The sequence below is a fragment of the Shouchella xiaoxiensis genome (assembly GCF_016907895.1).
GTDB lineage: Bacteria > Bacillota > Bacilli > Bacillales > Bacillaceae_D > Shouchella > Shouchella xiaoxiensis.
This window is the reverse complement of record NZ_JAFBCV010000007.1, coordinates 1-25,520: the sequence shown is the minus strand read 5'-3', so window position 1 is coordinate 25,520 and position 25,520 is coordinate 1. Positions and strand designations below refer to the sequence as shown.

Genomic DNA, 25,520 nt, shown 5'->3' with positions numbered 1-25,520 from the left:
CTCTCTTTTATTTCTCCACCATCTGCTAATGTCCTTTATACTAAAGAGAATTGAATGAACAAAAGGAGATAAAGAATCATGAAGCAAAAACAAGGTACATTTTGTTGTGAAGATATGGAGGCTCATATGCATCCAACCGATTGTGACCATGACGACTGCCCTGACAAACTCATGGATTATAACAACCGTTTTGACGAATATAGTCTGCGCATCCATGATGGAGGAAGCGCCGTTATTCAAATACATTTTTGCCCTTGGTGTGGGGAAAAACTACCTAAGTCCAAACGAGATGAATGGTTTAAGACGCTTGAGCGTCTCGGGTTTGATGAACCAACTGAACAAGATATTCCAAAATCGTTTCAAACAGACGAATGGTACAGGTTAAAAAAATGAAGCAGAAATGACTCTGCTTCTTTTTTATATTTCACATGTAATATTTATTTGACAGGTAAATGATTGTTGTTGTATCTTATACATGTAACAAATAACTTACAGGTAGAAAATCGTGATGAAAGCGTGGTGGTAAAAATGAATGAAGCACCATGGTATAGCTTGTTTGGTATGGTGTTTGTAGTAGTGATGGTTGGTTTATTTATCGCTTTATTAATTGGTTATTTTAAAGTAAAGCAGAAGCGGATTGAGACTGAGAAGGATTACATCTTAGAAAGATTAAAGCAAGAAGTGGAGGAAAACGAGAAAGAGCTACAATCCTTGCATCAACATTTAAATGAAGAGCGGGATCAACGACAAAAACACACGTATGTGATTGAAGGTTTGCTGGAAGAGGTTAAGTAAGAATGGATGAAAAACAGTTAACGGGGGACCAGCTTCTAAGTTTGTTTGAGGCCTTGGCCAATCCCCATCGATTACGGATTATTGGCATTTTAAACGTGGAACGTAAATACGTTAGTCAATTAGCACGTGAAATGAACATGAGTCGTCCTTTAATTCACATGCATTTAAATCGACTCGAACAAGCGGGCTTAGTCAAAAGCAATTTAGAAATTTCTTCAGATGGAAAAGCCATGAATTATTTTGAATTGGTCTCGTTTCAGTTTGATGTAACAGCGACTGTAATTGAAGAGCGGTTACAGTCACTGTCGAATAAAAAGAAAAAAAGAACGGAGGATTAAAATGACAGAGAACATGTGGGTCCCTTTATTTGGAATGGCGTTTGTCGTGTTAATGACGTTGCTCGCCATCGTGTTACTTGGAGCAATTGTGCGTTTAACTAAAGCAAAAATGATGTATAACAAAGAAGAAGCATACAAAACCATCGCGTTACAAGCTGTTGAAACACAGCGTTTGTTAATCGAAGATCAGCGTCAAGCGCTCAATGAGGCAAAGAAAGAAAATGAGCAGTTGAAGAACATTCGGACATTGCTTGAAGAAGTGAATTAAAAGAAGGGTCCCTCAGAAGAGGTGACCCTTTTTACTGACTATTAGCCCATTCAAGCAATAATTCAGCAATCCGTTGCTGTTGTTCATTTGCTTCGATGGAAGCGTCGTTATCTCCTGATTGAGGACCATACATGCCGAACTGAGCGTGATTGCCGCCTCGTATTTCAAAAAAGTCCGTTTCCTCAGGTAATAGATTTACAGATTCATTAATATCATCTTCAGATGTCAAACCGTCATTTTCACCGTAAATTGATAAAACAGGCAGGGAGCTTTCCGATAAATCAATTGAAGGATAGGAGGCAAGAAAGAACAAACCGCTTAATTGCTCAGTAGATTCACTTGCGTACATCGCGGCTGCAACCCCACCTAAAGAATGTCCTCCGATATACCATGAGTTAATGGGACTGGCTGAAATCATTTCGTCGGCTTTGTTGCTATCTGCTATCGCCAGATTAAAACGAACAGACGGAATCGCAACAGTGTAGCCTTTTTCTGTAAGCATGCTGGCAAGATAACTATAGGCTTCCGGCTCTACCCGAGCTCCAGGGTACAAAATAAACCCCTTGTCTTGCGATGATTGGCCCGGCTCAAAGACGAGCCAGTCGCCTTCTTCCGTTGCCTGTTCTGTATATTGATCGATTTCCTCAACCGCAGTGTACGTTTGCTGTGTCCAAATGTAAATCCCGATTACACCGATAAGAAGCAGGGCACCAACAGTACCCAATGCAATAAAAAGGCCTTTTTTAAAACGTTTGTTCATGATGTCTATTCCTTTCTATCTGTAACCTAACGCTTTCTTAGTAAGACAATTAGCGCTAATCCAAGCTGAACGACGATACATAAGGCAGTTACAACAAGAATACTCGTCTGATCATTTTCTGTAAAAATCGCTATGAAGGACCAAACGAAAACGAGTGGATAAATCCAGTCGCGGTATCTTAGCGCTACATAAGCAGCTAGAAGTGTTGCAACAACAAGCATAATTAATGTCCAGCTAAGCTCGTTTAAACCAAGGATGCTTGTCACATCAGCTTGAACGAGCCACGCAAATACATTGACGATGGAAGCGACCGATACCCATCCGAAATAAATCGAAAAAGGGAGGCGGTCAAACCAGCGATAGGCTGTTCCATTAATTTTGAGATACATGATAACGAGTGTGATAAGCAGTGCGAAAATAACAAGTACAGATACGAGCAGCCATTCTTGCGTAAAGGCAATAATCCAAAGTCCGTTTAGAGCAAAATTAACAGGCAACCAGTAGCCAATGCGCTGGTAAATTTCACTATTCCAACGGTCAACAAAGAAGATCCGGATAGTCCAGATAAACAGAAGGACGTAAATTAAGCCCCAGATGGAAAAGGCAAACCCTGCTGGTTGAATTAAGGATTGATCTTGATTAGCTACAAAGCCAACATTTGTTGCGGACCAATAATTTAAAAAGATCATAAGCGCAAAAAAGAGTAAATAAACAATTCCTAGGCGTGTTGTTTGTTTCATATATGTTCCTCCTTCGTGGTATACAAGACGTTACTTGGATGTATTCACACTTTTATTCCGACATAAACGTCGGATTGTAAAAAGAAGGAGAAACTTTTAAGAAATGTTGCTAATAAATGAAATGAACCATCTTTATTTTACAGCTAAAAGAACAGAAAGCTGAATAGTTTCAGGAAAAAGGTTGTTTGGATGAAGATTAATTAATTGTTGTTTAAACTCAGCTTCAAACACGCCTCTATCATCACCTAAATAGTGACGGGACCCATAGCTGGTTGAATAGAGATTTCCAAGGAGCGATTCTACGGTCCAGTGATGAGTGTAGGAAGAAAGCGTATGGTTTTCCAGTCGGAACGGCGATTGCAATAGAATCTCTTGATGGCCAATCTCAGGGTGTTGGTATGTAGCGTTCCCTGCTCTACGCGCAGATCCGTACCATTTACGGACGATTTGTTCCATCTGAGTTTGCCAAGCGTGTTTTTCAGGTGCAGGAAAAGTGGGATCAATAATAGCAACCGAACCACCATTTTCTAGAAGCGGGTATAGGCGTTCTAATGTTTTTCGGCGGTCCATCCAGTGAAACGCTTTGGCAATAACAACAGCACGGAATGGGGAATCGAATGAAATAGAAGGAGATTCCAAATCACCAATAAGCCAGTTAACATTTTTCACCCGTTGGATTTCCTGTAAGCGCCTGGCTTCATCAATCATTTCCTTCTCCTGATCCACACCGGATATTTGTTCAAACCAATCGCTTAATCGTAAAGTCAGTTGACCAGTGCCACAACCTAAATCAAGCAGCTTGCCTGTCCCATCCAACGCTAAAGTTTGGACGAGAAAACGAATGAGTGAGGCTGGGTAAGGTGGTCGATAGCGGGTGTAGTAAGGAGCGGTCCCTTTAAATAAATTTGGTCCGTATGTAGTCATTTGTCCTCTCCTCTATCGATTAATTGATGTCCCCTAAATAAACGGGGGCTGATGAACCTTGCAGATGGGTCAAGAGCGAACCAATCAGTTGTTTTGGATACAAGCGGATTGAGTTTAACGTTGAAAGAGGAACCCACTCAACGCCAACTTGATGATTGTCTGGTTCCTTAGGGTCAGTGGCGGTAACCGAACTTGTCAGCGAACAGAGGAAATAAAACTCGACCTGATGAACATTTGAGTCGAAGGAGGCATGCTCATGGTGCTTTCCAATATAGTCACGAACGAACGTTAGCTCTCCAACATCCACCGAGAAGCCTGTTTCTTCAAGGCACTCTCGCTGAACGGTTTCAGCAAGCGCTTCGCCAAAGTGCTGACCGCCTCCTGGAAAAAGATAAAAGAAGCCTTCCTCATCACGGTTCTTTGTTAGCAATACCTGTTGATTAGCTAGAATAATGGCCTTTGCAGAGTTTCGTTGATTCAATCATTTCACCTGCCAAAGTAGATTTGTTCATAAAGAGAACGGATGATATAGTATACCAGGCTTTTGAGAAAAAACTAAGATTTTTTATATAAACACTTCATAAGGTGTTCCTCTAAGAAATAAAGCGAATTGTTGAAGTAGATCGTCCATCTCTTTAAGAACGTAGATACCTTGCCAATTAGACGGTAGAAATTCTGGTGGCAGCATGGGGTCTCTGTTCAGTAACTCTTCTTTTAAAGCATATATCGTTAAATATTGAGCAAGAATAAAAAGGTTGGTCTTTTCTTTGTCTTTAGATAGATGATCGAGTAATTGCCTGGATTCATTTAGAAAGGGCAGCTGATTTTCGTAATGTGATTGTAAATCTGCTAATTTCCAAATCTTTTTAGCTGTATTTGGTCCTGTGAAACTATCTGCCCGAATATTATTGAGTAAAAACTCCGGGCTTAATGTAATCGTAACAAAATCCTCTATTTCCAACTCATCAATGATTGTTAACAGCTTATCTGATACGTCCCATGGGTAAATGTAAACGCCTTTATATAGTAGTCCAAACCCCATTTGCAGAAGTATTAAGCGAAAACGGTCACGTTTTTTTCTTTCTGCTTCAGGAATGCCAACTAATACAATTAGCCACTGTCTACTCCATTCTTGTTTGTAATAATTTTTATGAGGTAAATAGTTTGCATGAGTAAAAAGACCTTTTTTAGTTAAATTGTAACTACCTCGTTCAACAGAAACGATGAGGTTGGCTTTCTTTAGTTTTGCCAGTGCGTTTCTAATTGACTGTGGCGTAAATTTCATTTCCTCTAAAATGGCAATAAGTTCCTTGCCCGACATTTGACGTTTTTTCTCTAAAAGGAACAACACGTGTTTTTCAAGCGTCAACAATCTCACCTCTACTAAAAGCATACCAGTTTATTTAGTGATAACAAAAGAATAAATTGACAGATCTTTTATGAATTATATAATATAAAAACTAACTAACGTAATAATTATATTATATAATTGGAGAGAGAGGTATTCAAAAGATGAATACATTCTATGAATTTGGAGATCAATTTAAGCCAATGCAAGTTATTGATGAGAACGGTGATGTTGTGAATGAAGCTCTGATGCCTGACTTAAAGAAAGAGCAGTTACAGCAATTGATGGAGCGAATGATCTATGTACGAACGATTGATGAAAGATGCATGTCTTTAAGCAGACAAGGGAGACTGGGGTTTTACGCACCCGTCTCGGGACAAGAAGCAAGTATGATTGGCAGTCAGTACGCTTTGGAAAAAAAAGACTGGTTGTTGCCAGGTTACCGAGACTTGCCGCAAATGTTTTATCACGGTGTACCACTAACGCAATTGTTTTTATGGTCAAGGGGTCACTATCAAGGTGGAGCAATGGAGGAAGGGGTTTACGTAACTCCACCGCAAATCATCATCGGTGCACAAATTGTTCAGGCAGCTGGAGTTGGTTTAGGACTTAAGAAGAAAAAGAAAAAGAATGTAGCTGTTGCTTATACAGGTGATGGAGGTTCATCTCAAGGAGATTTCTATGAGGGTATGAATATGGCCGGTGCTTTTCAAACACCTACGCTATTTATTGTCCAAAATAATCAGTATGCCATATCTACACCTTTTAATAAGCAGACAGCTGCTGAAACAATTGCTCAAAAAGCAGTTGCAGCGGGCATTCATGGAATGCGAGTTGACGGAATGGATGTACTAGCAGTATTCGCTGCAACAAAAAGAGCGCGAGAACAAGCGATCACAGCAAATCAGCCTGCTTTAATTGAGACACTGACTTATCGCTACGGACCGCATTCCACTTCAGGAGACAATCCGCAGTTGTATAGAAATAAGCAGTCAGAGAATACATGGTTGGATAGAGATCCACTTAAACGGTTTCGAACTTTTTTAGAAAAACAAAACTTATGGTCTGAAAGGAAAGAAGAGGAAACCATTAACAAAGCGAAAGATGATGTAAAACAAGCAATTAAACAAGTTGAATTGATGAGAGCGCAAACGGTTGATGATTTAGCAAACAATATGTACGAACGAACGACCACTTAAATATTTAAAATCCTAAAGAGAGTCTTTACAGCTAAATCAATCTGTAAATCGATGAACGATCTGGAGCAGGCGCTCTTTCTCGTTGTTGCTTATTCCCTCGGCAAGTCTAGCGCCGGCAATGATCGGTTCCCATTGAAGGATTACGGATTTTGGTGTTCCGCTTCCTTCACAATACAGAGCAAGATAGTGTTCGGCAAATCGTGCGGATACATTCTGATATAGGAGATACGAACGACAAACATCGGCACGGGGATCTCCCATGCTAGCGTCTACCCAATCAATAATGGTTGATTGTTCGCCTGAGTGAATGATGTTAAATAGGTGAAAGTCGCCATGGCATAAGCGGGGCTCGTAAGCAATCTCGTGCATTTGCTCAATTAATAGAACTCGTTGATTAGTAGTGAGATCAGGCGCTTGGTTGAGCTGGCTTATTAATTTATCAGTCATAGATTCTATTAAGGCTGTTTTACTATGAATCTTTCTCTGGATCTCAATTGATTGCCTTAAATAGGACGATACCGTGCTCAAATCATCAAGCATACTATCGCCGAGTGTTCTGCCGTCAACATAATCCATAATAATTGCTTGTTTTCCGTCTCGCTCAGTGATTTCATGGACGGCTGGTACGCGTAGGCCAGTTAGAGCTACTTCAATTTGTTTAGTTGCTTCTCGTGTTGCTTCCGATGCTGGCAGCGACTCATCAAAACGTTTAATGATAAACGATCCCTGCTTGTATATACTTGCTGTATTTCCTGCTGCAATAAATTGATCTGCGTCTTCAATAGCAACAGGATGGTTATAAGGGAGGTTTAATGAGTCGCGGTACTGTTTGAGATGATTTAACTCTGTATCTGTGAAGAGCACATGATCGTGCTGTTCAAGAATGCTTTTAATTGAATGAATAAACATATTATAGTCTGGCTGCCAAAGCTCGTGACCCGAATGAGGAAATGGGATAAAGGTTACATTTTCTAGTTTTTCTTTGTACAACTCGATGGCGTCTTGTTTCAATAGTGCAGCGTCCATGCCCCCATGCAAAATGTAAACTGGTAGCTTTAGCTGGTCGAGTCGGGACCATAGTTCAACTTCAGCTGATTCTCTTTGAATGCCAGTAATTGCGCGTTTTTCTGTTTGAGAAAACGTTCCATTTATTAAAAGCTGATTAGCCCATACGGGGGAGATGGCTGGGTATCGGGCTGGGTAATCACATAGTATAAGGGCTACGAGCTTCTCTTCGTTTTCAATGGCATACTGAATTGCATAAGGCACACTCATTGAATACGCCATTAAGCAGAAGGGGGCAGGCTTCTGTTCATTTACCACTGCTGCAATATCGGAAACGTGGTCAAAAAACGTGTAACCAACTTTTGGAGTGTCGCTTTTTCCTCGACCACGCAGGCTAACTGATAGGCATTGTCTGGGATAGAGAGCGTCCATTTCAGCCCTAAACTGTTCGGCAGTACCTAAAGCTCCCGGTAAGTAGAGAAGAGGATGAAATCTATTCTGGGACGAACCGGACTGGATAGAATGAATATGTACACCCTGATTATTAGAATAATGCTCTGTCTGTTTCATAATAAACCTCCTGTTCATTAATGAATCTGAAGTATTGTGTGATGAATAAAAGCTGTTTATTTAGAAATTTATTTGTTAGAATTAATTGAATCTACTGGAAAGAGGCGTGATTGTATCATGATAGTCTGCATTGATATTCCCACTATGACAAAGAAACAAGCGGGAGTACAACAAGTATAACCTTTATCGAGGAATAATTTGTTAAGATGTTTGCTTCCGCTGAAAAAATGAGCGGGGGAAAAAGGTTGAACAAAGAAAATAAGTTTGTTGTTTTTTTATGGATTATTGTTAGTCAGTTTGTTTCATTATTAGGATCAGCGATGGCGCGATTTGCGATGGGGATCTGGGTGTATCAAGATACGGGACAAGTGATGAGCTTTGCTGTCGTGCTCGTTGCTAGTTATTTACCGAGCGTGTTGATTTCTCCTTTTGTTGGGGGAATGATTGATCGAAAAGGGCCTCGTTTGGCGTTGGCTGTTGGAGGGGTCATTGGAACGATTGCGCTTGCGGTTGGGTCTGTTGTTGCATTATCGACAGCGTTAAACTTCACAGTTGTTTTGCTTCTATCCATTGCTTTATCGATTGTTAGTGCACTAGAAGTACCAGCTCTTCATACGATCACGCCAATGCTTGTTTCAAATGAGCGACTATCCCGGGCTAACGGGATGCTTGCGTCAGCAACTTCCACTACTTCTGTATTAGGTCCAATCTTGGCTGGAGCTTTATATGGATTTGGAACAATTGAGTGGATTATCTCACTTAATTTCATCACTTATTTAGTTGCGCTAATCGTAATCGTAGTGCTGTGGAAACAGATTGCGCGTCAAAACGCTCTAAGTATGGACCCAGGCGAAGAATCAACGGGATTTTTTCAGGAAATGACGAGTGGGTTTCGCTATACATTTGCGCATAAAGCCTTATTTGCGATGATTTTATTCCATACATGGCTTAATATGTCGTTTGGAATTAATAGCGTGATTAGACAGCCGTACATTCTTGGTTTCAGTACCGAAGAACAGTTTGGTTTGGTCACATCACTTTTTGGCGTCGGAATGGTGCTTGGCAGTGTATTTCTATCGCTCGTTAAAGTCGATAAGCGCTTAATGACGATCATCTTTGTTTCGAATGTAGGGATGGCGCTTGCAGTGATGTTAACCGGGGTCACGCAACAGATCTTCTTTATCGGTTTTCTATGGGTGATCATGGGCTTCTTATTACCAGTTGGAAATACGCTGAGCATCACGCTAATCCAGCGCAATACGGACCAAGCTTATTTGGGAAGAGTATTCTCGATTTCACGAATGTTGTCTTGGGCTACGTTGCCTGTGGCCTATCTAGCAGGAGGAATACTTGCGGATGCGATGGTTGTTCGAGAAATGTCTGTCGCTCTTTTTGGAGAAGGTGAATTAAGTGTGTACGCTTCATTGTTAGTACTCGCTGGCTTTTCCATTATTGCGATTGTAGCGTATTACGCTTCCTTAAGTAGGATTAGACAGCTAGAAGATGATCCTTTAAATCAGACGAACAAACAATAATTCCAAAAAACCTGTTGCCTCTCAATGTGCGAGGCAACAGGCTTTTTTATATGTTTATACGCTGTATTTTAATGGGAATTGGACTTCGGTTAGCCAATTTTGATTGTTTGTTTCGTTCCAAATGCCATCAATCGCTGCTTCGCGAGGAGGACCATTTAACTGATAGGGGTTATGGGCAAGCCATTCGTGCAGAGTAGCGTGAGCGTGTCGGATTGTTTCATAAGGACCTCGGTGAATGAAACAGGCTGCTAGTGGAACTTCAGGCAGTTCTTTAAAAACAAGTCCATTCTGGTCAGGCAGTCGTTTAGTAACTGCCTCGCAAAGCTCAACGTCAATGTTATAATCGCGGTATTCTGGGTCATGGAACATTTGAAAACAGTATTCAAGCGGGTCAATTTTACAACCAGCCCTCATCATTTTTTCTCCCATCGTTGGAAAAGCGGTAAAAAGATCTTGCTGACTTGATATCGTCATCCGCATGGAGGCAACGATGACAGACGGCAGGCTCTTTATATAAATATCCGGTATTTGTTCTTGAGTGAGATAATAATCCGCTTGAGCTAACTGGTTGGTGAGCGACGTGATTTCCGCTAAGATTTCTTGTTTTCTTATGCGGATAAGTTCAGCCAGATCGTTGTTTTCAGCAGCCCCTTTCATTTCAGCAATAGAAAACCCTATTTGCTTCATGGCCATGATTTGATGCAGCGTGCTAATTTGAGTTGATGCATAATAACGATAACCAGTGGTTTGATCAACATGTGCAGGCTTTAGTAAGCCTTCCTTATCATAATGGTGCAGCGTTTTGACCGTGACTCGATTCATTTTTGAGAAGGCACCTATGCTATACATATGAACTCCTTTCTTTTAAAAAAACAGAGCAGTTCAACTGCTCTGTTCACGTTATTCCCAGCGAAACGTGCGAATAGAAATGAAGATGCCAAGAAGGGCGACTCCTACTAAGACTGTGATGTGTAATGCATAGCCACCAGGCTCATGTAGTGCGATTCCTTTTAACCACTCAATCCCGTAAGTGAGAGGAAAGATTTTAGCTAGTGTTTGTAAGAAGTCCGGCATGATTTCAATTGGAATGGTGGCGCCTGATAAAAGAAACATTGGAAAGTAAATCGCGCTACTAATGGCACCGGTTGTTTTTTCTCTAGGTGACAAGCTGGCAATGACCATCCCGATGCTATGAATGGAAATCATTGTGATCAAGTAGGCGCCTATAAACAACGATGGAGATCCGAGAAACTCCATTCCGAAACCTAATTTGGCAACGAGGAATACGCCAATCATTGAAACAATACTTAAAGAAAAACAGAAAGCGACATGAGCGGATAAGAGATGTGCAGGGCTGATAGGAGTAACTTGATACCGTTTTAAAATCTTTCGTTCTCGGTAGGATGAAAGAGATAATGGCAAGGACATCACCCCAGAGGAAACAAGTCCGATCGTCGCAACCGACGCAAATGAACGGTTTAAGTCCTCATTACTTTCTCCAAAAGCCCCGAGGAGAGCCATCAGCCCGAGTGGTAAAATTAAACCGAAAATAAAGGAAGACATTTCACGAAAAGACAATTTAGCTTCGGATTTGTAAAGGAGCCAGAAGGTTCTCATAGTATATCCTCTCCAATCAATTTTAAAAATGCCTCATCCATATTTTTAGCGTCGCTTGCTTCGATCACTTCAGCAACGGTACCGCTCGTAATTGGGCGACCATTTTTCAGAATAACGATGCGATCGCAAAGCTGTTCAACTTCGTCCATGAAGTGGGAGGTCAGGAAAATGGTGACGCCAGCTGCGTTTAATTGTTTTAATGTTTTCCATATATCTCGTCGCGCGACGGGGTCTAGTCCAGTTGTTAACTCATCTAAGAAGATGACCTCTGGATTTCCCATCATCGCGAGTAAAATACAAAGCTTTTGACGTTCCCCACCTGATAAATCAGTGATTGTCTTTTTTGCTTTACTCTCCAACCCAAATTCGGCTAGTTTTTCTTTCCAATCAAGCGGGTTCTTGTAGAGGGAGTGTGTGATCTCACAGAGCTCGTTGACTTTTAAACCAAGCTGAAAGGCATTCTCCTGGAACTGAACACCGACCTTTTGAAAAAGATGTTTTCTGTCTTTTATTGGATCAGCACCGAGCAGGTGTATCGTGCCCGCACTGGCTGTTTGCGTACCGAGGATGCAATCAATCGTTGTTGATTTGCCTGCTCCATTATGACCGAGCAGACCAAAAATTTGACCGTGTTCGATTTGAAGATGGAGATCTTGGACTGCCGTTTGATCCCCAAATGACTTGGTAAGACCGTTGACTTCGATGGCGTACGTTGAATTCAAGTGAACCCCTCCTTTTTTTTGGAACAAAGAGTAGTGTACGGTCTCCTGTAAGGGGAGGGTCAAGTTTAAAAAATGAAAAGATTTTAAGAGAGGATTAAAGATAAAAATAGAGTTGCTGAAGTTTCGAGCTTGTTGGGACTCTCATACAAACGAAGCTTGAAAATGATATGATTAGGAAAAAGAGCTAAGCCCAAGTGGGTGTTTACTATATGAGGTGATTCGGTTGGCATTTACGTTTTATATCGGTAGAAGCGGTAGTGGAAAATCAGCGACGATTATGGAAGAAATTACGGCGGAGTTGAAAAAAAGTCCGCTAAAAGGACCGAATATCTTTGTTTTAGTCCCTGAGCAGATGACATTTCAAACCGAATATGAACTAGCGAAACGAACAGGTGGATTTTCAAGAGTAAAGGTCGTTAGTTTTTCGAGTTTAGCAAAATCGATTTTGCAAGATGAAGGCGATGATTACCAAGAGAAGTTACAAAAAACAGGACTGCACCTCATCTTGCAACATGTCATTGAGCAAAAGAAAAACGAGCTTCGTGTGTTTAGACGGGCCAGTGGGCTGCAAGGATTCATCCAAGAAATGGCGCAAATTATTGCTGAATTAAGACGGCAGGCAATTCCTGCTGATGATATACGCCCATCAGTAGAGTTTGACCATTCGCCATTAGGAAATAAACTGCATGATATTTATACCATTTACAAGCAGTTCGAATTGCAATTCTCAGGTGTATATTCGGACAAAGAAGATTCGTTGATTCGGGCGATTGCTTACATCAATGAATCCCACTTAATAAAGAATACTTCTGTTTATATTGATGGTTTTCGTGATTTTAATCCGCTTGAACTACGCTTTCTCAAAGCGCTTGTACAAGCTACTAATCAAACAAAGTTGGCACTAACTGTAGCGAGCATACCACAGGCTAATGTCGAAGAATCCCATTTATTTTATCTGACGAGCCAAACATTCATCAACGTGGTAAATATGCTTAAAGAGATTGATTGTCGTTTTGAAGAGCGATTATTTGAGCCTGGAATTCGATTTCAAACAACGGGGCTGAGTTCGCTTGAAGAAGCGCAGCAGGAAGAGGATCAGCAAAAAAGAGAGAATGATGGCAGTGTCCAGATCAAAGAAGCGGTTAATCGCCGAGTTGAAATGGAGACAGTAGCTCGTTCAATTCGAACGCTCGCTCGTGAAAAAGGCTATCGCTATAATGAGGTCGCTGTTTTAGCAAGAGATTTGTCTGCTTATGAAGACTTACTGAAGCGCATTTTTCAGTCGTATGACATTCCTTTTTTCTTAGATGATACAAGGTCCATGATGCACCATCCCGTTGTGGAGTGCATTCGCTCTTCGCTTGAAGTGATTCAACAACATTATCCTTATGAAGCCTTATTCCGTGCGTTTAAGACAGATCTGTTTTTTCCGTTAAACGCCGATTGGCACGAATACCGTGAACGAGTTGATGAACTTGAGAATATCGTTCTTGCCAATGGAATCACGGGTGGGCGTTGGTCAAATGGTGAACGCTGGAGTTATTCAAAGTGGCGTCATCAAATAAAAGACGCCGAGCAAACAGACGAAGAGCTTGAAATCGAAGAGCGAGTGAACGACACAAAAAATACGCTTGTGAGACCTTTGAATATACTTGGCAGGCAGTTGAAAGCAAGCAAAACGGTCAAAGACATGTGTCTCGCATTATATGACTTCTTATTGGAGCTTCGAGTTCCTGAAAAACTCGAGCGATTGAGTATGGAAGCTTCAGAAGCTGGTCATTTAATGCAGAGCAGTGAGCATGATCAGGTATGGGATGCTTTTATTGAGTTAATTGATCAACTTGTTCTCGTAGCGGGCGAGGAAAAGATGACGCTTGCTCAATTCATGAAGATGATTGATACAGGTATGGAGAGTATGAGTTTTCGACTTGTCCCGCCAGCGCTCGATCAAGTAACGATCGGAGATATGGAAAGGTCTCGTCTACCTGCAATAAAAGCGACGTTTATCATTGGCTGTAATGAAGGGTTAATTCCGGCGAGACCAAATGAGCGGGGAATCTTAACCGACACGGATCGATCCGCACTAAATGAACGAGGACTGATACTTGGGCCATCAGCAACAGCGCGCCTTTGGTATGAATCATTTTATCTCTATATGGCACAAGCAAGTGCGAGCCACCTATTAATCTTTACGTATGCGTTGGCAGATGAAGATGGTGCAAGCTTGCTGCCCTCAGCTTTAATTCGGCAAGTTAAAGAGATGCTTGACCCAGTAGAGACGGACTTAATTGAAGCAGAAGCGAGCGGTTTAGACGTCGATCAACAGCTGCCGTACATCGCGCATCCACAGCAAACGTTAATGGACTTAGCTAGGCAGCTACAGAAGTGGAAGCAGGGGGACAAGATCGAAGAAATTTGGTGGTCTGTTTACAACTGGTTTGTGGCAAGAGAAGACTATCATCCTGCATTATCGTCTGTCTTAAAAAGTTTATATGAAACATATGAACCTCTAACGCTTAACCAAGAAACGACAAAGGGCGTTTTTGGGGAACATCTTGTTGCTAGCGTAAGCAGGATGGAGCTTTTTGAGCAGTGTGCATTTCGCCATTATAGTCAGTACGGGCTGCGTTTAAAAGAGAGGGATGTTTACCGTTTCGAAGCGTTTGACATGGGTGAGCTATTTCATGCGGTCTTAAATGAAGTGTCAGATCAATTAAAAGCCGCTCGCCAAACGTGGAAAACAATTGAGGAATCTGCATTGAAAGCAATGACGATTGAAGCTGTAAAACGGCTTGCGCCAACGATTCAACGTAATATTCTAGAGAGTTCTAACCATTATCGGTATATTAGTGAAAAGCTTGAACAAATTACGGATCAAGTGACAAATGCCCTTCACAAGCAAGCGAAGCAATCCATGTTTGAGACAATTGATTTAGAAGTTGATTTTGGTCCGCAAACAGAAATTCCTTCTCCTGTTTATCAACTTGGTAATGGGATGACGATGTCACTACGGGGGCGAATTGATCGCGTAGACCAGGCTCGTTTGGCTGATGGGCATATTTTGCAAGTAGTTGATTACAAATCAAGCGGGCGCTCGCTTGCTTTTTCCGATGTGATTCACGGTCTATCGCTTCAACTACCAATTTACCTGCAAATGGTTGTGAATGGTTCTGAGGCTTGGTTAGGGGAACAGTCTCAAATGGGCGGGATGTTCTACTTTCATCTTCATAACCCAGTGATGGATGGAGACGTAAATATGGACTCGCAGGAATTGGATGAGCTCCTTCTAAATCAATTCAAACTAAGCGGCTGGCTAGCAGATGACGGGGATGTTGCTTCTTTAATGGATCAATCCCTCATTGAACGAAAGAAATCAAATATTATTCCAGTTGAACTAAAGAAAGATGGACAAATAAGTGCTCGATCTAAAGTGTTGAATCAAGAACAACTTTCGACCTTGCCACAATTTCTTGAGAAAAAAGTTACGCAGATCGGACGTTCCATCGCTGGCGGTACTACTGCTGTTCATCCATATAGCAAGGAGAACGGGCAAACCGCATGTACGTATTGTCCATATCAATCGGTCTGCCAGTTTGATCCGACCTTACCTGGATACGACTACAAGCAATTGAAAAAAAGAACGGATAAAGAAGCACTGGTTTATATGAACGAAGTAGTAATGGGAGCGGAGGTGAAGGAAGATGAATAAATGGCAGATTGAAGCTAAACCAAATGATGTGTATTGGACGGACCCACAATGGCAGGCGATATCATTAAAAGGTGGGAATATATTGGTTGCGGCAGCTGCGGGAAGCGGGAAAACAGCTGTTTTAGTTGAACGGATTGTGCGACGTATTATTGATCCACTTGATGAGGTAGAGGTCGATCGCTTATTAATTGTTACTTTTACAAAAGCAGCTGCAGCAGAGATGAAGGCACGAATTGGTGAAAGAATTGAGGCTGAGCTTAGTTTGAATCCAACAGCTCATTTAAAAAGGCAAAGACAGCTTTTGAATCGTGCGAATATCTCCACACTGCATGCTTTTTGTTCAGAACTCATTCGAAAGCATTATTACGAAGTGAATGTTGATCCAACCGTTCGAATTGCAAATGATACGGAGCGAGAGTTATTAAAAGAAGAGGTGCTTGACGCTGTTCTTGAAGCTCACTATGAGAAGCCGTTGGAAGAAGCCGCTCCATTTTATACCATGGTTAATGCGTACAGCAATGATCGCTCAGATCAAGGAGTACGTAAACTCATTCTTGAACTCTATCTACGATCACGAGCGCATCCAGAGCCTGCTAATTGGTTAAAAGAAGTTGTATGGATGTATGAAAGAGAGTATGAGCGACTTGAAGAGACCAAATGGGGTCAGGAATTTTTCAAGCATGCGAAAGAACAAATTCAAGCCGTTCAATTGATGCATGAAAAGGCGTTACGATTGGCAGGTGCTGCTGATGGTCCGGCTCACTACGGTGGTATTCTTCAGTTCGAACAGGAAAATTTGGTTCGGCTAGAGGCGCTAACGACATGGGATCAGTTATACGAGGCGCTCAAATCATTTAAATGGGATCGTTTGCCCGGTAAAAAGAAAGAGATGGAATTTGATCAAGAGCTGGCAGACAAAGCAAAGTCCTACCGAGATGAAGCAAAAAAAGAATTAGGGAAAGTAGCCAATCAACTCGGGATGGACGAAGCAGGACATTTAGCCGCGATCAAGCAGATGCGAGAACGAATTGGAATACTTGTTCAAGTTGTACAAACGTTTGCTGAGGAATATAAAAAAACCAAACAAGAGAAAGCTTTAATGGACTATGATGATCTGGAACATCTCGCTTTAGCGATTTTAAGTAGGGAGACAATTACAGAACCATCTGCGATTGCGAACACATACCAAACGCATTTTCAGGAAGTCTTAACGGATGAATATCAAGATACCAATCAAGTTCAAGAAGCCATCTTAAACTTGCTATCAAATGGACATAATCGATTCATGGTTGGTGATGTTAAGCAAAGTATCTATCGTTTTCGGTTAGCGGAACCGGGGCTGTTTATAGAGAAGCAAGAGAGCTATGATACGCTCTCAACTCCTTTAGAACAGCTTGATAAGAGTCTAGGCATACGCATTGATTTAGCTGATAATTTCCGTAGTCGAAATGAAGTACTAGATGCAGTTAATTACGTTTTTGAGCAGACAATGGATAAGCAAGTAGGTGAAGTCACTTACGATCATACGCAAGCCCTTCGTTATGGAAATGTCGATTATGAGACGGATGCAAGCGGGTACGAGGTCGAAGTCGCTTTGCTCGAGCGCGAGGCGGACGAAGATGAGGATGATGAGGCAAGCGGATTGTCAGCTGCTGAGAAAGAGGCGCTTTGGACAGCAAATAAGATTAACGCATTCATTGATTCGAATTATCCGGTGTTTGATAAAGAAGCCAAACAATTACGTCCTGTTGAATATCGCGACATTACGGTATTAATGCGGTCGCTTCCATCTGCACCAACGTATCTTGACGTATTTAAACAAGCAGGAATTCCAGCTTACTCCGACCGTGATGAAGGGTATTTCCGCCATGTTGAGGTACAGATCATGCTGTCGCTGCTTCATATCATTGACAATCCCTATCAAGACATTCCGCTTGCAGCCGTCCTTCGTTCACCGATAGTCGGCCTCAGTGAACAAGAGTTAGCGGAAATTCGCCTGATGCGTAAACAGGGGCACTTCTATGAAGCGGTTAAAGATGTTGTCAGCGAACACGTCGTTCAAGAAGGGAAAGAACAGGAAACTTACTTACAACAACGATTAGCTAATGCGTCATGGCAAGGAAAGGTAGCCCTTTTTGACCAGCATTTGCAAAAGTGGCGTGTCCGTGCACGTTCGACACCACTCGCCTCGTTTATTTGGGAGCTGTTTCTAGAAACGGGGTATGATGCTTATGTCGGGGGATTGTCGGCGGGAAAACAACGTCAGGCGAATGTCCGAGCCTTGTATGATCGAGCGAAAACGTTTGAGAAAACATCATTTAGAGGCATTTTTCGCTTTCTCCGGTTTATTGAACGAATGGAGGAGCAGGGAGATGATTTCGATAGCGCGCGAACATTAAGTGAACAAGAAAATGTCGTCCGCATCATGTCGATTCATAAAAGCAAAGGGCTAGAGTTTCCGGTAGTTTTCGTAGTAGATATGTGGAAGTCGTTTAACTTAATGGACGTCAAGAGAAGCACACAAATTCATCAAAGCTTAGGGTTTGGTTCAATTTATGTTGATACTCATAGACGGTTGAAAACATCAACCTTACCGGAAATAGCAATCAAGCAAGTACAGGAGCGGGAACAGATCTCTGAAGAGCTCAGAGTGCTTTACGTTGCGTTAACAAGAGCAAAAGAGAAAGCGATTTTAGTAGGTAGTGTAAAGAACCGCGAAAAAGTAGTGTCTAATTGGCTAGAGCAAGCAGAACATCCTGAACAATACTTGTCACTGCAAGGAAGAAAAAAAGCGAGACGTTTTTTTGATTGGGTTATGCCAACTGTTTTACGTCATCCAGACATTTTAAAGCAGCATGAGAGTCTTGAACTCTCCAAAACCTATCCACATCAAGCGAAATGGGCGTTGACGTTTGTTGATGAGATTCCTCCTTTAGCAGCGAACAATCACGTTGAAGTGGACGATCGAATGGAAATAATCCAACGATTACAAGCGTTTCCTATTTCTCAAGCTGAAAAAGAACTACTAGTCGAAGAACGGTTAAGTTTTTCATATGCTTATCCAAATGCAACGCGGTCATTTGCCAAACAAAGCGTAACCGAATTAAAGCGTGATGAAGCAGAAAGTGATCCATATGAAGCGAAAATGGAGCGCCAGACTTCTTTTCAGTCAAACATTGCAGCGCGACCGGCATTCTTAAAAGATGAAAGCTTAACGGGAGCTGATAAGGGAACAATTATGCATACAGTTATGCAACAGCTACCCCTTCAAGCAATGGATAGTCAGGCACTTAAGCAAGAGCTAGAGACAATTATAAGTAAAAATCAATTAACTGCTAGTCAAGTAGAAGCCATTGATGAAGAGGCAATCAATCAATTTCTTCAAAGCCATTTAGGAAACCGATTAGAGCATGCGCAAGAAGTTCTGCGTGAAGTGCCGTTTTCGTTTATGCGACCATTGCGCGCTTTTCAAATGACCACTGATCATGAGGCAAACGATTCGATTTTAATTCGAGGAATGGCAGATGTCTTGTTTTGGGACGAGTCGAACCAATTGATTCTCGTCGACTATAAAACGGACCAAATCGAGTCGCGCTTCCCGGGAGGCATGACAGAGGCTGAGCCTATCCTGCGAGCTCGGTATGAATCTCAGCTTACATTATATAAAGAAGCGCTCGAATCGATCTGGGGTCAATCAATTGTAGAGTGTTGGTTGTACTTTTTTGATGGTGGGCATAGCTTGAAGGTATAAAAAGAGAAGAGCGGGCGGAAACCCGGCTCTTCTTTTTTCATATCCAAAAATGACCTGATGTTTTTGGGGAATGGTTTGTAGTTTCTGCAACGAAAGCAATGAATTCCGGACAATAGTAATAATCCTTGATTGAAAGAATTTGGTCTTGATCATGTTCAATTACTTGTAAGGTGAGCAGGACAGCTTGACCTTGTTCATCTTTTGCATATACAAAGAAGGCTGCTTTTCCATCGAGATAGTCAAAATAACCATGAGTTTCTTCTTCGTCTTTTTGCCAGTCAGTCAGTGAATTTGATCGAATTATTTCTTTTCCGTATTCTTCTGTGACGCCGATGATCTCCATAACGGCTTGGTCACTTAAGAGCTGAGCAATTTTATCCGCATCTTGCGCATTGAAAGCATGAACGTACGCAGCACGTATGGCTTGATCAACTGGAGACTTTTTGTTAGTTGACATTTGTTTTTTGCGGTCTAGTTTAGCTAGTGTTTGTCTCGCTCGGAATAATAGCGATCGAACAGCTCCTTCAGATAGTGAAATCAGTTCACTTACTTCTCTCGTCTGGAATTGAAACACATCGATTAATAGGAAAACAACGCGTTGTTTTGGCGGTAACGCATCACAAAGTAAATCAATTGAATGTTGAACATCAATCATTGGAACTTCTTCTACAGATTGATGAAGCAACTCTTCTTCTGGAGCATAGCGAATGCGCTGGTTTTTACGACACTGATCGATCCATGTATTGGAAGCAATGCGGAATAAATACGGTTTTGGTTGCTGTGCCTGATACAAATAAGGAAGCTTGGCAAATGCTTTGAGCAGCGTATCTTGAAGTAGGTCCTCCGCGTCCCATGGTGAACCAGTTAACTTATAACAGTAGGACCAGAGGGACTGCCTATGCTCTGTAATGAGCTGTTCAAATTCTTTTCTGAGCGTTCTAGAAGCAGCATACGTATGTTCCATTCTCTTAATCACTCCAATTGTCTTTACTAGTATAACGAAGAAGAAGTGTTATTTGGTGCGGTCATGTCTAACATTTTTTAAAAAGTGAAACAATCGGTTGAGAACATCGTAACTAGTGATAGATAGTGATAGAAAGAGAGAAAGTAGGGATAAGATGTTTGTTATTAATGTAGAAGGTGCTGTTTTGCGTAAAGGAAAATGGTTATTGATTGAGCGGAGCGATAAAGAAGAGCATGCGGGTGGATTGTTGGCATTTGTTGGGGGGACGGTTGACCCCATTGCTCAGTCAACCCATTTACTTGAACAAACCCTCAAACGTGAAATGTTTGAGGAAGTAGGGTTAACGATTCACTCAGAAATGACGTATGTCCGAAACTCATCGTTTACCCTACCCGATGGCCGACATGTGGTAAACATCGTTTTTCTGTGCAGCTGTGAAGGAGATAGTGAGCCTTATATCAAAAGTGCAGATGAGGTGAAGGGAATCTATTGGCTGACGACGGACGAGGTTTTAGCTCATAAGAATGCTCCTATTTGGCTTAAAGAAAGTATGGGAGATTTGAGCAGTTTGCTAGCCTCCAAATGATAGTAGGACGAGCACCTAATTTTACAAAAGCAGGTGCTCGTCAGTAATCACGTTTCTTTCCTTTTTTAACCTCGTTCCAATCTTCTTCAATATTTCCATTCACTTTTTTTAGCAGACGAAACAAGGTAGAAATCTCTTCTTCCGATAGACCCTGCAGCGCCACTAGTTCAGAATGATCATTTTCTCGCATCAGAAACTGATAAATTTCTTTCCCACGCTCCGTAGGAAAAAGCTTCTTAATCTTTCTGTTAGAAGGATCTTCTTTTTTATAAATGAAGCCTTGTGACTCTAACTTTTTAATGGCACGGGCAGCGGTCGTTCGGTCTACCCGCAACAGTTCCGCAATTTTCTCTTGAATGTTGCCTGGATGTTCGCAAATACGAATTAAATAGAGATATTGGCCTTTTGTTAAATGAATTTCTTTAAATTCAATGTTACTAATGGAGTCAAGGGCTCGCGCAATTGTACCAATTTCTCGTAAAATCTCTTTCATAAGAAAAACTCCTTTCTTTTTGTTGCAAATACAACAAAAATGAGTTAGATTAAAAGCAGACAAATCGTTATTTAAAAGGGGACAAATCTATGAGCGTGGAACAGATACAAGATCAAGCTTCGTTAGAACAAGCATTTGCAATTCGGATTGCTGTGTTTGTGGAAGAGCAAGGTGTTCCCCTCGAAGATGAGCTTGATTCATTTGATCGACTGGAGTCTGGTTGTGCACATGTATTGGTTTATTATAACGGAAAACCAGTTGGAACGGGGCGTGTCCGAAAAATTGATGCAGGGGCAAAGCTGGAACGCATTTGTTTACTAGAGGAATATCGCAAACATGGACTTGGTAAAGAAATTATTGGGAAGCTTGAAGCGATAGCGCAAAGCTGGGAAGTCCAACATGTGATGCTTCATGGGCAAACGCATGCCGAAGCATTTTATCAAAAACTCGGCTATACAACCGTTTCAGATGTGTTTGATGAAGACGGAATTGATCATGTCAAAATGAAGAAGGAACTAAAGAAAGGGGGATTCTGATTGCGATGGAATCTTTAACACCTTTTCAGAGAAAGATGCTGATAGGCTCCATTTTATCTGCATCTTTTCTGTTTTTGTTTAATCAGTTTCTATTGATCACAGCGTTCCCACAAATTATGGCTGACTTCGGCATAAACGCAACGCAAGTCCAGTGGCTAACCAATTCCTTTTTATTAACAACAACTATTCTTATTCCAACGATGGGTTATTTTATGGGACGTTTTTCAACACGGGTGCTCACATTAGTGGCAATCGGGTTTTTTATTGTGGGCACAGGTCTAGCCATTATTGCGCCTAGCTTTTCGTTATTAATCGTGGCCCGTGTCGTCCAAGCAATTGGGGCGGGGATGATGCTCCCGCTTGTTCAGACGGTACTTCTACTTGTTTACCCAATTGAAAAAAGGGGCTATGCGATGGGATTAATGACGATGGTTGTTAATGTTGCTCCTGCCATTGGTCCGTCCATTGCTGGTTACATTGTTGATTTATATAACTGGCGTTTTTTATTTTGGCTTGTTTTACCGCTGACCATCGTGTTATTCATCTTAAATGCAAAATATATGAGAAATATAACGGACCAAGCCACCTCACGCTTAGATATCCCTTCGCTTGTTCTCTCAGCTGTAGGGTTTGCGGGCATTATATTAGCAATTAGCAATTCAAGTGTGTATGGATTCAATAATTCATTCGTTCTTATTCCTGCTCTTGTTGGTGTACTTGCGCTCGCTTTATTTATTTGGAAACAGCTGCGCATGGATGCCCCAATGTTAAATCTGCATTTGTTTAAGCGGAAATGGTTTGTTCACGGAACCATTCTTACGTTTGTTATTTCCATTTTATTGTTATCAACGGAAACGTTGCTGCCGTTGTTTATACAAGACGGTCAGAACCGTAGTGCCTTTATTTCAGGAATGGTTTTACTCCCTGGTACGCTGTTGCTGTCATTGACCGCATTTTTGTCAGGAAAGTGGTTTGATCGTTTTGGTGGAAAAATTCTTGGTCTTATTGGTTATTCAACCCTGCTTATCACCTTTGTTTGGTTCTCATTGATGGGAGCAGAAACAAGTGTGGCATCAATGATTATTTGCTTTAGTTTATTTATGGGAGCTGTTGGAATAACAATGACCCCAGCAACGGCGATTGCGATGAATGCCCTGAAGCAAGAAGACCTGGCCCATGGTACGGCCATCTTGAACACGTTAAAGCAGTTTGGTGCAGCTCTTGGTGTTACTGTTTTAACGACAATCGTCAGCTTAAACGCTGCCAAACCGGATCACAGCTATGTAGAAGGAACGTTAATTGGATTAAGATGGGCGTTCCTGACAATGAGCATTCTTTCGTTGGTTGCATTACTCCTTGTCATTTTTGCACAAAATAGAAGCAAATCATCCAATACGCTAATGTAGTTGATGGAGATGATGTTGGCGGATCTTTTTTCGTGGAAAGCTATTCTTTATTGATGATAGTGTATGCAATAAGTGCACCGTCTACTTGAAGATTTCAAGCATATGGCGTTTATAGTTACTTACGAAGCAGTGCGGAAATTAATTCCTGCACTGCTTTTGAAATTATCCCAATACAAAATTTTTTGAAAATCTATTAAACTGAGAATAGCACCTAAATTTACGAATGTAGGAGGACGGTCCAATGAAGAAATGGCTTATCGGATTGTTTTGCGTGTCAATGGCATTCGCCTTTGGCAATGAACCAGCACAAGCAGAGAGCGACAGCCCCAAACGAGAGCTGCGCGCTGTATGGATTGCAAGCGTCAATAATATTGACTGGCCACCGCGAAAAGGCGCATCGGCAGAAATCCAGCAAGCAGAGTTTATTGCACAACTTGAGGAAACGACTGAGATGGGCATGAATGCAGTCGTTGTCCAAATTAAACCGACGGCTGATAGCTTTTACCCTTCTGAATATGGTCCATGGTCTGAGTATTTAACCGGTGTTCAAGGCGGTGATCCTGGTTATGATCCGCTCGCCTTTATGATTGAAGAAGCCCATAAACGCAATCTTGAATTTCACGCATGGGTTAACCCTTACCGAATCACAATGAACCATACTGATTTGAATCGCTTAGCTGAGGGGCATCCAGCTCGAGAAAACCCAGACTGGACCGTAGCCTATGGAAACCAACTATACTTTGATCCTGGCATTCCAGCAGTGCAACAGTTTTTAGTAGATGGCGTCAATGAAATTGTCGCTAATTATGATGTTGATGCGATTCATATGGATGATTATTTCTACCCTTACCCAATTGCTGGACAACCCTTCCCAGATGACGCTTCCTTCTCTGAATATGGCCATGGCTTCACGAACCGTGCAGATTGGCGCCGCAATAATGTAAATACGCTCGTCGCCTCCCTTCAGCAATCCATTAAAGCAGAAAAAAGTCATGTGAAATTTGGTATTAGCCCGTTTGGTGTTTGGCGTAATATAAGCACAGACCCAACCGGTTCAAATACTCGCGCTGGAGTGCAAAATTATGATGATCTTTACGCAGATACAAGACAATGGATTCAACAAGGATCTATAGATTACATCACGCCACAAATTTATTGGAATATCGGATTTGCAGCTGCTGCTTTTGATGTGCTTGTTGATTGGTGGCAACAGGAAACAGCTGGATCGAATACACACGTTTATGTTGGTCAAGCAACTTACAAAATCGGCGTCAACAGTGTGCCAGAGTGGCATGATCCAGAAGAATATTCACGCCAAATCGCCTATTTGCGTGACCGTAACGGTGTGCATGGTAGCATGCACTTTAGTTTAAAAGACCTTCGCGCCAATCGGCTAGGCTCAAGAGATCGCCTGATTCAAGATGAATATGCACAACCGTCGCTCATCCCGGTTATGCCTTGGCTTGGTGGTGAAGCGCCTCCTAATCCTCAAAAAATAGCACCAAAACGCACTAAACATGGTATATCATTAAAGATTCACGATAAAGGCGAAAATGCAACTTATTACGCTGTGTACCGTTTTGAAGGTTCTAAAGCTGGTTCAGTAGATGACGAAGCATCTTTAATTGGCACCGTTCGAAAAACAGGTAGTAAAACGACGTTTATCGACGATGGCGCTGAAAGTGGACAAACGTACACGTATGTCGTGACCGCACTTGATCGGCTTCACCATGAAAGTAGCGGGCGCGAACGAACAATACGATAGTAGGCAATAACAAGAGACAGTAATGCCCAGCATCTTCTGAATAATCTTCTGACTGACTCAAAATAAGTTGTTCGCCAATTTTTCCGAGCTGATGCTTATCTGTAACTCCTGATTTACGATAACGTTGTTGCGCGGATAGGCTTCTATGATTTACAGCAGTTTTTAGAAAAGAAGCAATGCTTAGCATTGCTTCTCAGATTGTCGAGAAAGCCTTGGTTCTGTGAACCCAGGCTTTCTCTTATGGTCTTTTGATTGGTCCCAATGACGAAATTTGATGGTGAAAAGGATAAAAAGCCTCTCCTTCCATCTGGAGAGGTGCATCGCAATCTTCTTGATGTTCTGCACCGTGGCCGTCATAAGTGCCTGTTCCGAGGCACCTTCCAAACTTCGCAAACGACAATAGCGAAGCCCGTGGAGTTGTTTTGAATCCGCAAAGCTTCGCTCAATTTTATATTTTCGCATGCGATAGATTGCTTTTCCTTCCTTTAA

General features: G+C 41.8%; 24 protein-coding genes. 12 read left to right on the top strand and 12 right to left on the bottom strand.

All coding sequences use genetic code 11. The annotated features are described in order from the left end of the window. Positions 1-78: 78 nt before the first annotated feature. The 4 genes from JOC54_RS11760 (at position 79) to JOC54_RS11745 (ending at position 1,401) form a co-directional block, all read left to right on the top strand. Positions 79-393 carry a DUF6980 family protein gene (locus JOC54_RS11760; RefSeq protein ID WP_204466475.1) on the top strand — a complete coding sequence of 105 codons (315 nt, stop codon included), beginning with the start codon at positions 79-81 and terminating at the stop codon, positions 391-393. A 135-nt stretch (positions 394-528) separates the two neighbouring features. Continuing rightward, positions 529-795 carry a hypothetical protein gene (locus JOC54_RS11755; protein WP_204466474.1) on the top strand — a complete coding sequence of 89 codons (267 nt, stop codon included), beginning with the start codon at positions 529-531 and terminating at the stop codon, positions 793-795. A 2-nt stretch (positions 796-797) separates the two neighbouring features. Next, on the top strand, positions 798-1,133 hold the full coding sequence (locus JOC54_RS11750) for an ArsR/SmtB family transcription factor (RefSeq protein WP_035421031.1): 336 nt from the start codon (positions 798-800) through the stop codon (positions 1,131-1,133). 1 nt (position 1,134) lies between these two features. Next, positions 1,135-1,401: a hypothetical protein gene (locus tag JOC54_RS11745; protein WP_204466473.1), complete on the top strand. Its 267-nt coding sequence runs from the start codon at positions 1,135-1,137 to the stop codon at positions 1,399-1,401. A 31-nt stretch (positions 1,402-1,432) separates the two neighbouring features. Here JOC54_RS11745 and JOC54_RS11740 read toward each other — a convergent pair whose 3' ends face one another. The 5 genes from JOC54_RS11740 to JOC54_RS11720 form a co-directional block, all read right to left on the bottom strand. Beyond that, on the bottom strand, positions 1,433-2,161 hold the full coding sequence (locus tag JOC54_RS11740) for an alpha/beta hydrolase (RefSeq protein WP_204466472.1): 729 nt from the start codon (positions 2,159-2,161) through the stop codon (positions 1,433-1,435). A 26-nt stretch (positions 2,162-2,187) separates the two neighbouring features. After that, complete coding sequence (locus JOC54_RS11735; RefSeq protein ID WP_204466471.1) at positions 2,188-2,901, bottom strand: TspO-related membrane protein; 714 nt, start codon at positions 2,899-2,901, stop codon at positions 2,188-2,190. A gap of 132 nt (positions 2,902-3,033) precedes the next feature. Then, entirely contained in the window at positions 3,034-3,825 is a 792-nt protein-coding gene (locus JOC54_RS11730) for a class I SAM-dependent methyltransferase (RefSeq protein ID WP_204466470.1), read from the bottom strand. 19 nt (positions 3,826-3,844) lie between these two features. After that, entirely contained in the window at positions 3,845-4,306 is a 462-nt protein-coding gene (locus tag JOC54_RS11725; protein WP_204466469.1) for an NUDIX domain-containing protein, read from the bottom strand. Positions 4,307-4,390: 84 nt separating this feature from the next. After that, entirely contained in the window at positions 4,391-5,194 is an 804-nt protein-coding gene (locus JOC54_RS11720) for a PaaX family transcriptional regulator C-terminal domain-containing protein (RefSeq protein WP_204466468.1), read from the bottom strand. Positions 5,195-5,337: 143 nt separating this feature from the next. Here JOC54_RS11720 and pdhA point away from each other — a divergent pair, with 143 nt between their 5' ends. After that, positions 5,338-6,372 carry a pyruvate dehydrogenase (acetyl-transferring) E1 component subunit alpha gene (pdhA, locus tag JOC54_RS11715; RefSeq protein ID WP_204466467.1) on the top strand — a complete coding sequence of 345 codons (1,035 nt, stop codon included), beginning with the start codon at positions 5,338-5,340 and terminating at the stop codon, positions 6,370-6,372. Between the two features lie 36 nt (positions 6,373-6,408). Here pdhA and JOC54_RS11710 read toward each other — a convergent pair whose 3' ends face one another. Continuing rightward, positions 6,409-7,947, bottom strand: a complete 1,539-nt coding sequence (locus JOC54_RS11710; protein WP_204466466.1) for an alpha/beta fold hydrolase — start codon at positions 7,945-7,947, stop codon at positions 6,409-6,411. 245 nt (positions 7,948-8,192) lie between these two features. Here JOC54_RS11710 and JOC54_RS11705 point away from each other — a divergent pair, with 245 nt between their 5' ends. Then, a complete protein-coding gene (locus tag JOC54_RS11705) occupies positions 8,193-9,482 on the top strand; it encodes an MFS transporter (RefSeq protein ID WP_204466465.1) in 1,290 nt (429 codons plus the stop codon). 54 nt (positions 9,483-9,536) lie between these two features. Here JOC54_RS11705 and JOC54_RS11700 read toward each other — a convergent pair whose 3' ends face one another. Genes JOC54_RS11700 through JOC54_RS11690 form a run of 3 tightly spaced genes read right to left on the bottom strand, consistent with a single transcriptional unit; the run spans position 9,537 to position 11,821 of the window. Next, entirely contained in the window at positions 9,537-10,331 is a 795-nt protein-coding gene (locus JOC54_RS11700) for a MerR family transcriptional regulator (protein ID WP_204466464.1), read from the bottom strand. A 51-nt stretch (positions 10,332-10,382) separates the two neighbouring features. After that, a complete protein-coding gene (locus JOC54_RS11695; RefSeq protein ID WP_204466463.1) occupies positions 10,383-11,099 on the bottom strand; it encodes an ABC transporter permease in 717 nt (238 codons plus the stop codon). Then, a complete protein-coding gene (locus JOC54_RS11690) occupies positions 11,096-11,821 on the bottom strand; it encodes an ABC transporter ATP-binding protein (protein WP_204466462.1) in 726 nt (241 codons plus the stop codon). Before JOC54_RS11690 ends, JOC54_RS11695 begins: the two co-directional genes overlap by 4 nt. 223 nt (positions 11,822-12,044) lie before the next feature. On the opposite strand from JOC54_RS11690, the gene addB reads away from it, so the two are divergent. Together addB and addA are read left to right on the top strand one after the other, a co-directional pair. Beyond that, the gene (gene addB / locus JOC54_RS11685; protein WP_204466461.1) at positions 12,045-15,530 is read left to right on the top strand and encodes a helicase-exonuclease AddAB subunit AddB; all 3,486 of its coding nucleotides are present in this window, start codon (positions 12,045-12,047) and stop codon (positions 15,528-15,530) included. Further along, positions 15,523-19,281 carry a helicase-exonuclease AddAB subunit AddA gene (gene addA / locus JOC54_RS11680; RefSeq protein WP_204466460.1) on the top strand — a complete coding sequence of 1,253 codons (3,759 nt, stop codon included), beginning with the start codon at positions 15,523-15,525 and terminating at the stop codon, positions 19,279-19,281. The genes addB and addA overlap by 8 nt, the downstream gene beginning before the upstream one ends. Positions 19,282-19,318: 37 nt before the next feature. On the opposite strand, the gene JOC54_RS11675 is transcribed toward addA, so the two are convergent. Beyond that, positions 19,319-20,245 (bottom strand): RNA polymerase sigma factor, encoded by a 927-nt coding sequence (locus JOC54_RS11675; RefSeq protein ID WP_204466459.1) that lies wholly within the window; start codon positions 20,243-20,245, stop codon positions 19,319-19,321. A gap of 154 nt (positions 20,246-20,399) precedes the next feature. On the opposite strand from JOC54_RS11675, the gene JOC54_RS11670 reads away from it, so the two are divergent. Beyond that, positions 20,400-20,831 carry an NUDIX hydrolase gene (locus JOC54_RS11670; RefSeq protein ID WP_204466458.1) on the top strand — a complete coding sequence of 144 codons (432 nt, stop codon included), beginning with the start codon at positions 20,400-20,402 and terminating at the stop codon, positions 20,829-20,831. 40 nt (positions 20,832-20,871) lie between these two features. Here the strand turns inward: JOC54_RS11670 and JOC54_RS11665 are convergent, their stop codons facing one another. Next, on the bottom strand, positions 20,872-21,324 hold the full coding sequence (locus JOC54_RS11665; protein ID WP_204466457.1) for a MarR family winged helix-turn-helix transcriptional regulator: 453 nt from the start codon (positions 21,322-21,324) through the stop codon (positions 20,872-20,874). An 89-nt stretch (positions 21,325-21,413) separates the two neighbouring features. Between JOC54_RS11665 and JOC54_RS11660 the strand changes: the two genes are divergently transcribed. From JOC54_RS11660 to JOC54_RS11650, 3 genes are all read left to right on the top strand, one after another. Continuing rightward, positions 21,414-21,860 carry a GNAT family N-acetyltransferase gene (locus JOC54_RS11660; protein ID WP_035421019.1) on the top strand — a complete coding sequence of 149 codons (447 nt, stop codon included), beginning with the start codon at positions 21,414-21,416 and terminating at the stop codon, positions 21,858-21,860. A gap of 5 nt (positions 21,861-21,865) precedes the next feature. After that, the gene (locus JOC54_RS11655) at positions 21,866-23,266 is read left to right on the top strand and encodes a DHA2 family efflux MFS transporter permease subunit (RefSeq protein ID WP_204466456.1); all 1,401 of its coding nucleotides are present in this window, start codon (positions 21,866-21,868) and stop codon (positions 23,264-23,266) included. Positions 23,267-23,507: 241 nt separating this feature from the next. Further along, positions 23,508-25,031 carry a glycoside hydrolase family 10-like protein gene (locus tag JOC54_RS11650; RefSeq protein WP_204466455.1) on the top strand — a complete coding sequence of 508 codons (1,524 nt, stop codon included), beginning with the start codon at positions 23,508-23,510 and terminating at the stop codon, positions 25,029-25,031. A gap of 180 nt (positions 25,032-25,211) precedes the next feature. Here JOC54_RS11650 and JOC54_RS22940 read toward each other — a convergent pair. Beyond that, the coding region (locus tag JOC54_RS22940) for a transposase (RefSeq protein WP_239586697.1) at positions 25,212-25,520 on the bottom strand (309 nt) is incomplete at its 5' end.

What these genes read in the sequence shown, in the direction of transcription:
- JOC54_RS11760 (WP_204466475.1), top strand. Translation starts at nt 79, where the DNA reads ATGAAGCAAAAACAAGGTACATTTTGTTGTGAAGATATGGAGGCTCAT.
- JOC54_RS11755 (WP_204466474.1), top strand. Translation starts at nt 529, where the DNA reads ATGAATGAAGCACCATGGTATAGCTTGTTTGGTATGGTGTTTGTAGTA.
- JOC54_RS11750 (WP_035421031.1), top strand. Translation starts at nt 798, where the DNA reads ATGGATGAAAAACAGTTAACGGGGGACCAGCTTCTAAGTTTGTTTGAG.
- JOC54_RS11745 (WP_204466473.1), top strand. Translation starts at nt 1,135, where the DNA reads ATGACAGAGAACATGTGGGTCCCTTTATTTGGAATGGCGTTTGTCGTG.
- JOC54_RS11740 (WP_204466472.1), bottom strand. Translation starts at nt 2,161, where the DNA reads ATGAACAAACGTTTTAAAAAAGGCCTTTTTATTGCATTGGGTACTGTT.
- JOC54_RS11735 (WP_204466471.1), bottom strand. Translation starts at nt 2,901, where the DNA reads ATGAAACAAACAACACGCCTAGGAATTGTTTATTTACTCTTTTTTGCG.
- JOC54_RS11730 (WP_204466470.1), bottom strand. Translation starts at nt 3,825, where the DNA reads ATGACTACATACGGACCAAATTTATTTAAAGGGACCGCTCCTTACTAC.
- pdhA (WP_204466467.1), top strand. Translation starts at nt 5,338, where the DNA reads ATGAATACATTCTATGAATTTGGAGATCAATTTAAGCCAATGCAAGTT.
- JOC54_RS11710 (WP_204466466.1), bottom strand. Translation starts at nt 7,947, where the DNA reads ATGAAACAGACAGAGCATTATTCTAATAATCAGGGTGTACATATTCAT.
- JOC54_RS11700 (WP_204466464.1), bottom strand. Translation starts at nt 10,331, where the DNA reads ATGTATAGCATAGGTGCCTTCTCAAAAATGAATCGAGTCACGGTCAAA.
- JOC54_RS11695 (WP_204466463.1), bottom strand. Translation starts at nt 11,099, where the DNA reads ATGAGAACCTTCTGGCTCCTTTACAAATCCGAAGCTAAATTGTCTTTT.
- addA (WP_204466460.1), top strand. Translation starts at nt 15,523, where the DNA reads ATGAATAAATGGCAGATTGAAGCTAAACCAAATGATGTGTATTGGACG.
- JOC54_RS11675 (WP_204466459.1), bottom strand. Translation starts at nt 20,245, where the DNA reads ATGGAACATACGTATGCTGCTTCTAGAACGCTCAGAAAAGAATTTGAA.
- JOC54_RS11670 (WP_204466458.1), top strand. Translation starts at nt 20,400, where the DNA reads ATGTTTGTTATTAATGTAGAAGGTGCTGTTTTGCGTAAAGGAAAATGG.
- JOC54_RS11665 (WP_204466457.1), bottom strand. Translation starts at nt 21,324, where the DNA reads ATGAAAGAGATTTTACGAGAAATTGGTACAATTGCGCGAGCCCTTGAC.
- JOC54_RS11660 (WP_035421019.1), top strand. Translation starts at nt 21,414, where the DNA reads ATGAGCGTGGAACAGATACAAGATCAAGCTTCGTTAGAACAAGCATTT.
- JOC54_RS11655 (WP_204466456.1), top strand. Translation starts at nt 21,866, where the DNA reads ATGGAATCTTTAACACCTTTTCAGAGAAAGATGCTGATAGGCTCCATT.
- JOC54_RS11650 (WP_204466455.1), top strand. Translation starts at nt 23,508, where the DNA reads ATGAAGAAATGGCTTATCGGATTGTTTTGCGTGTCAATGGCATTCGCC.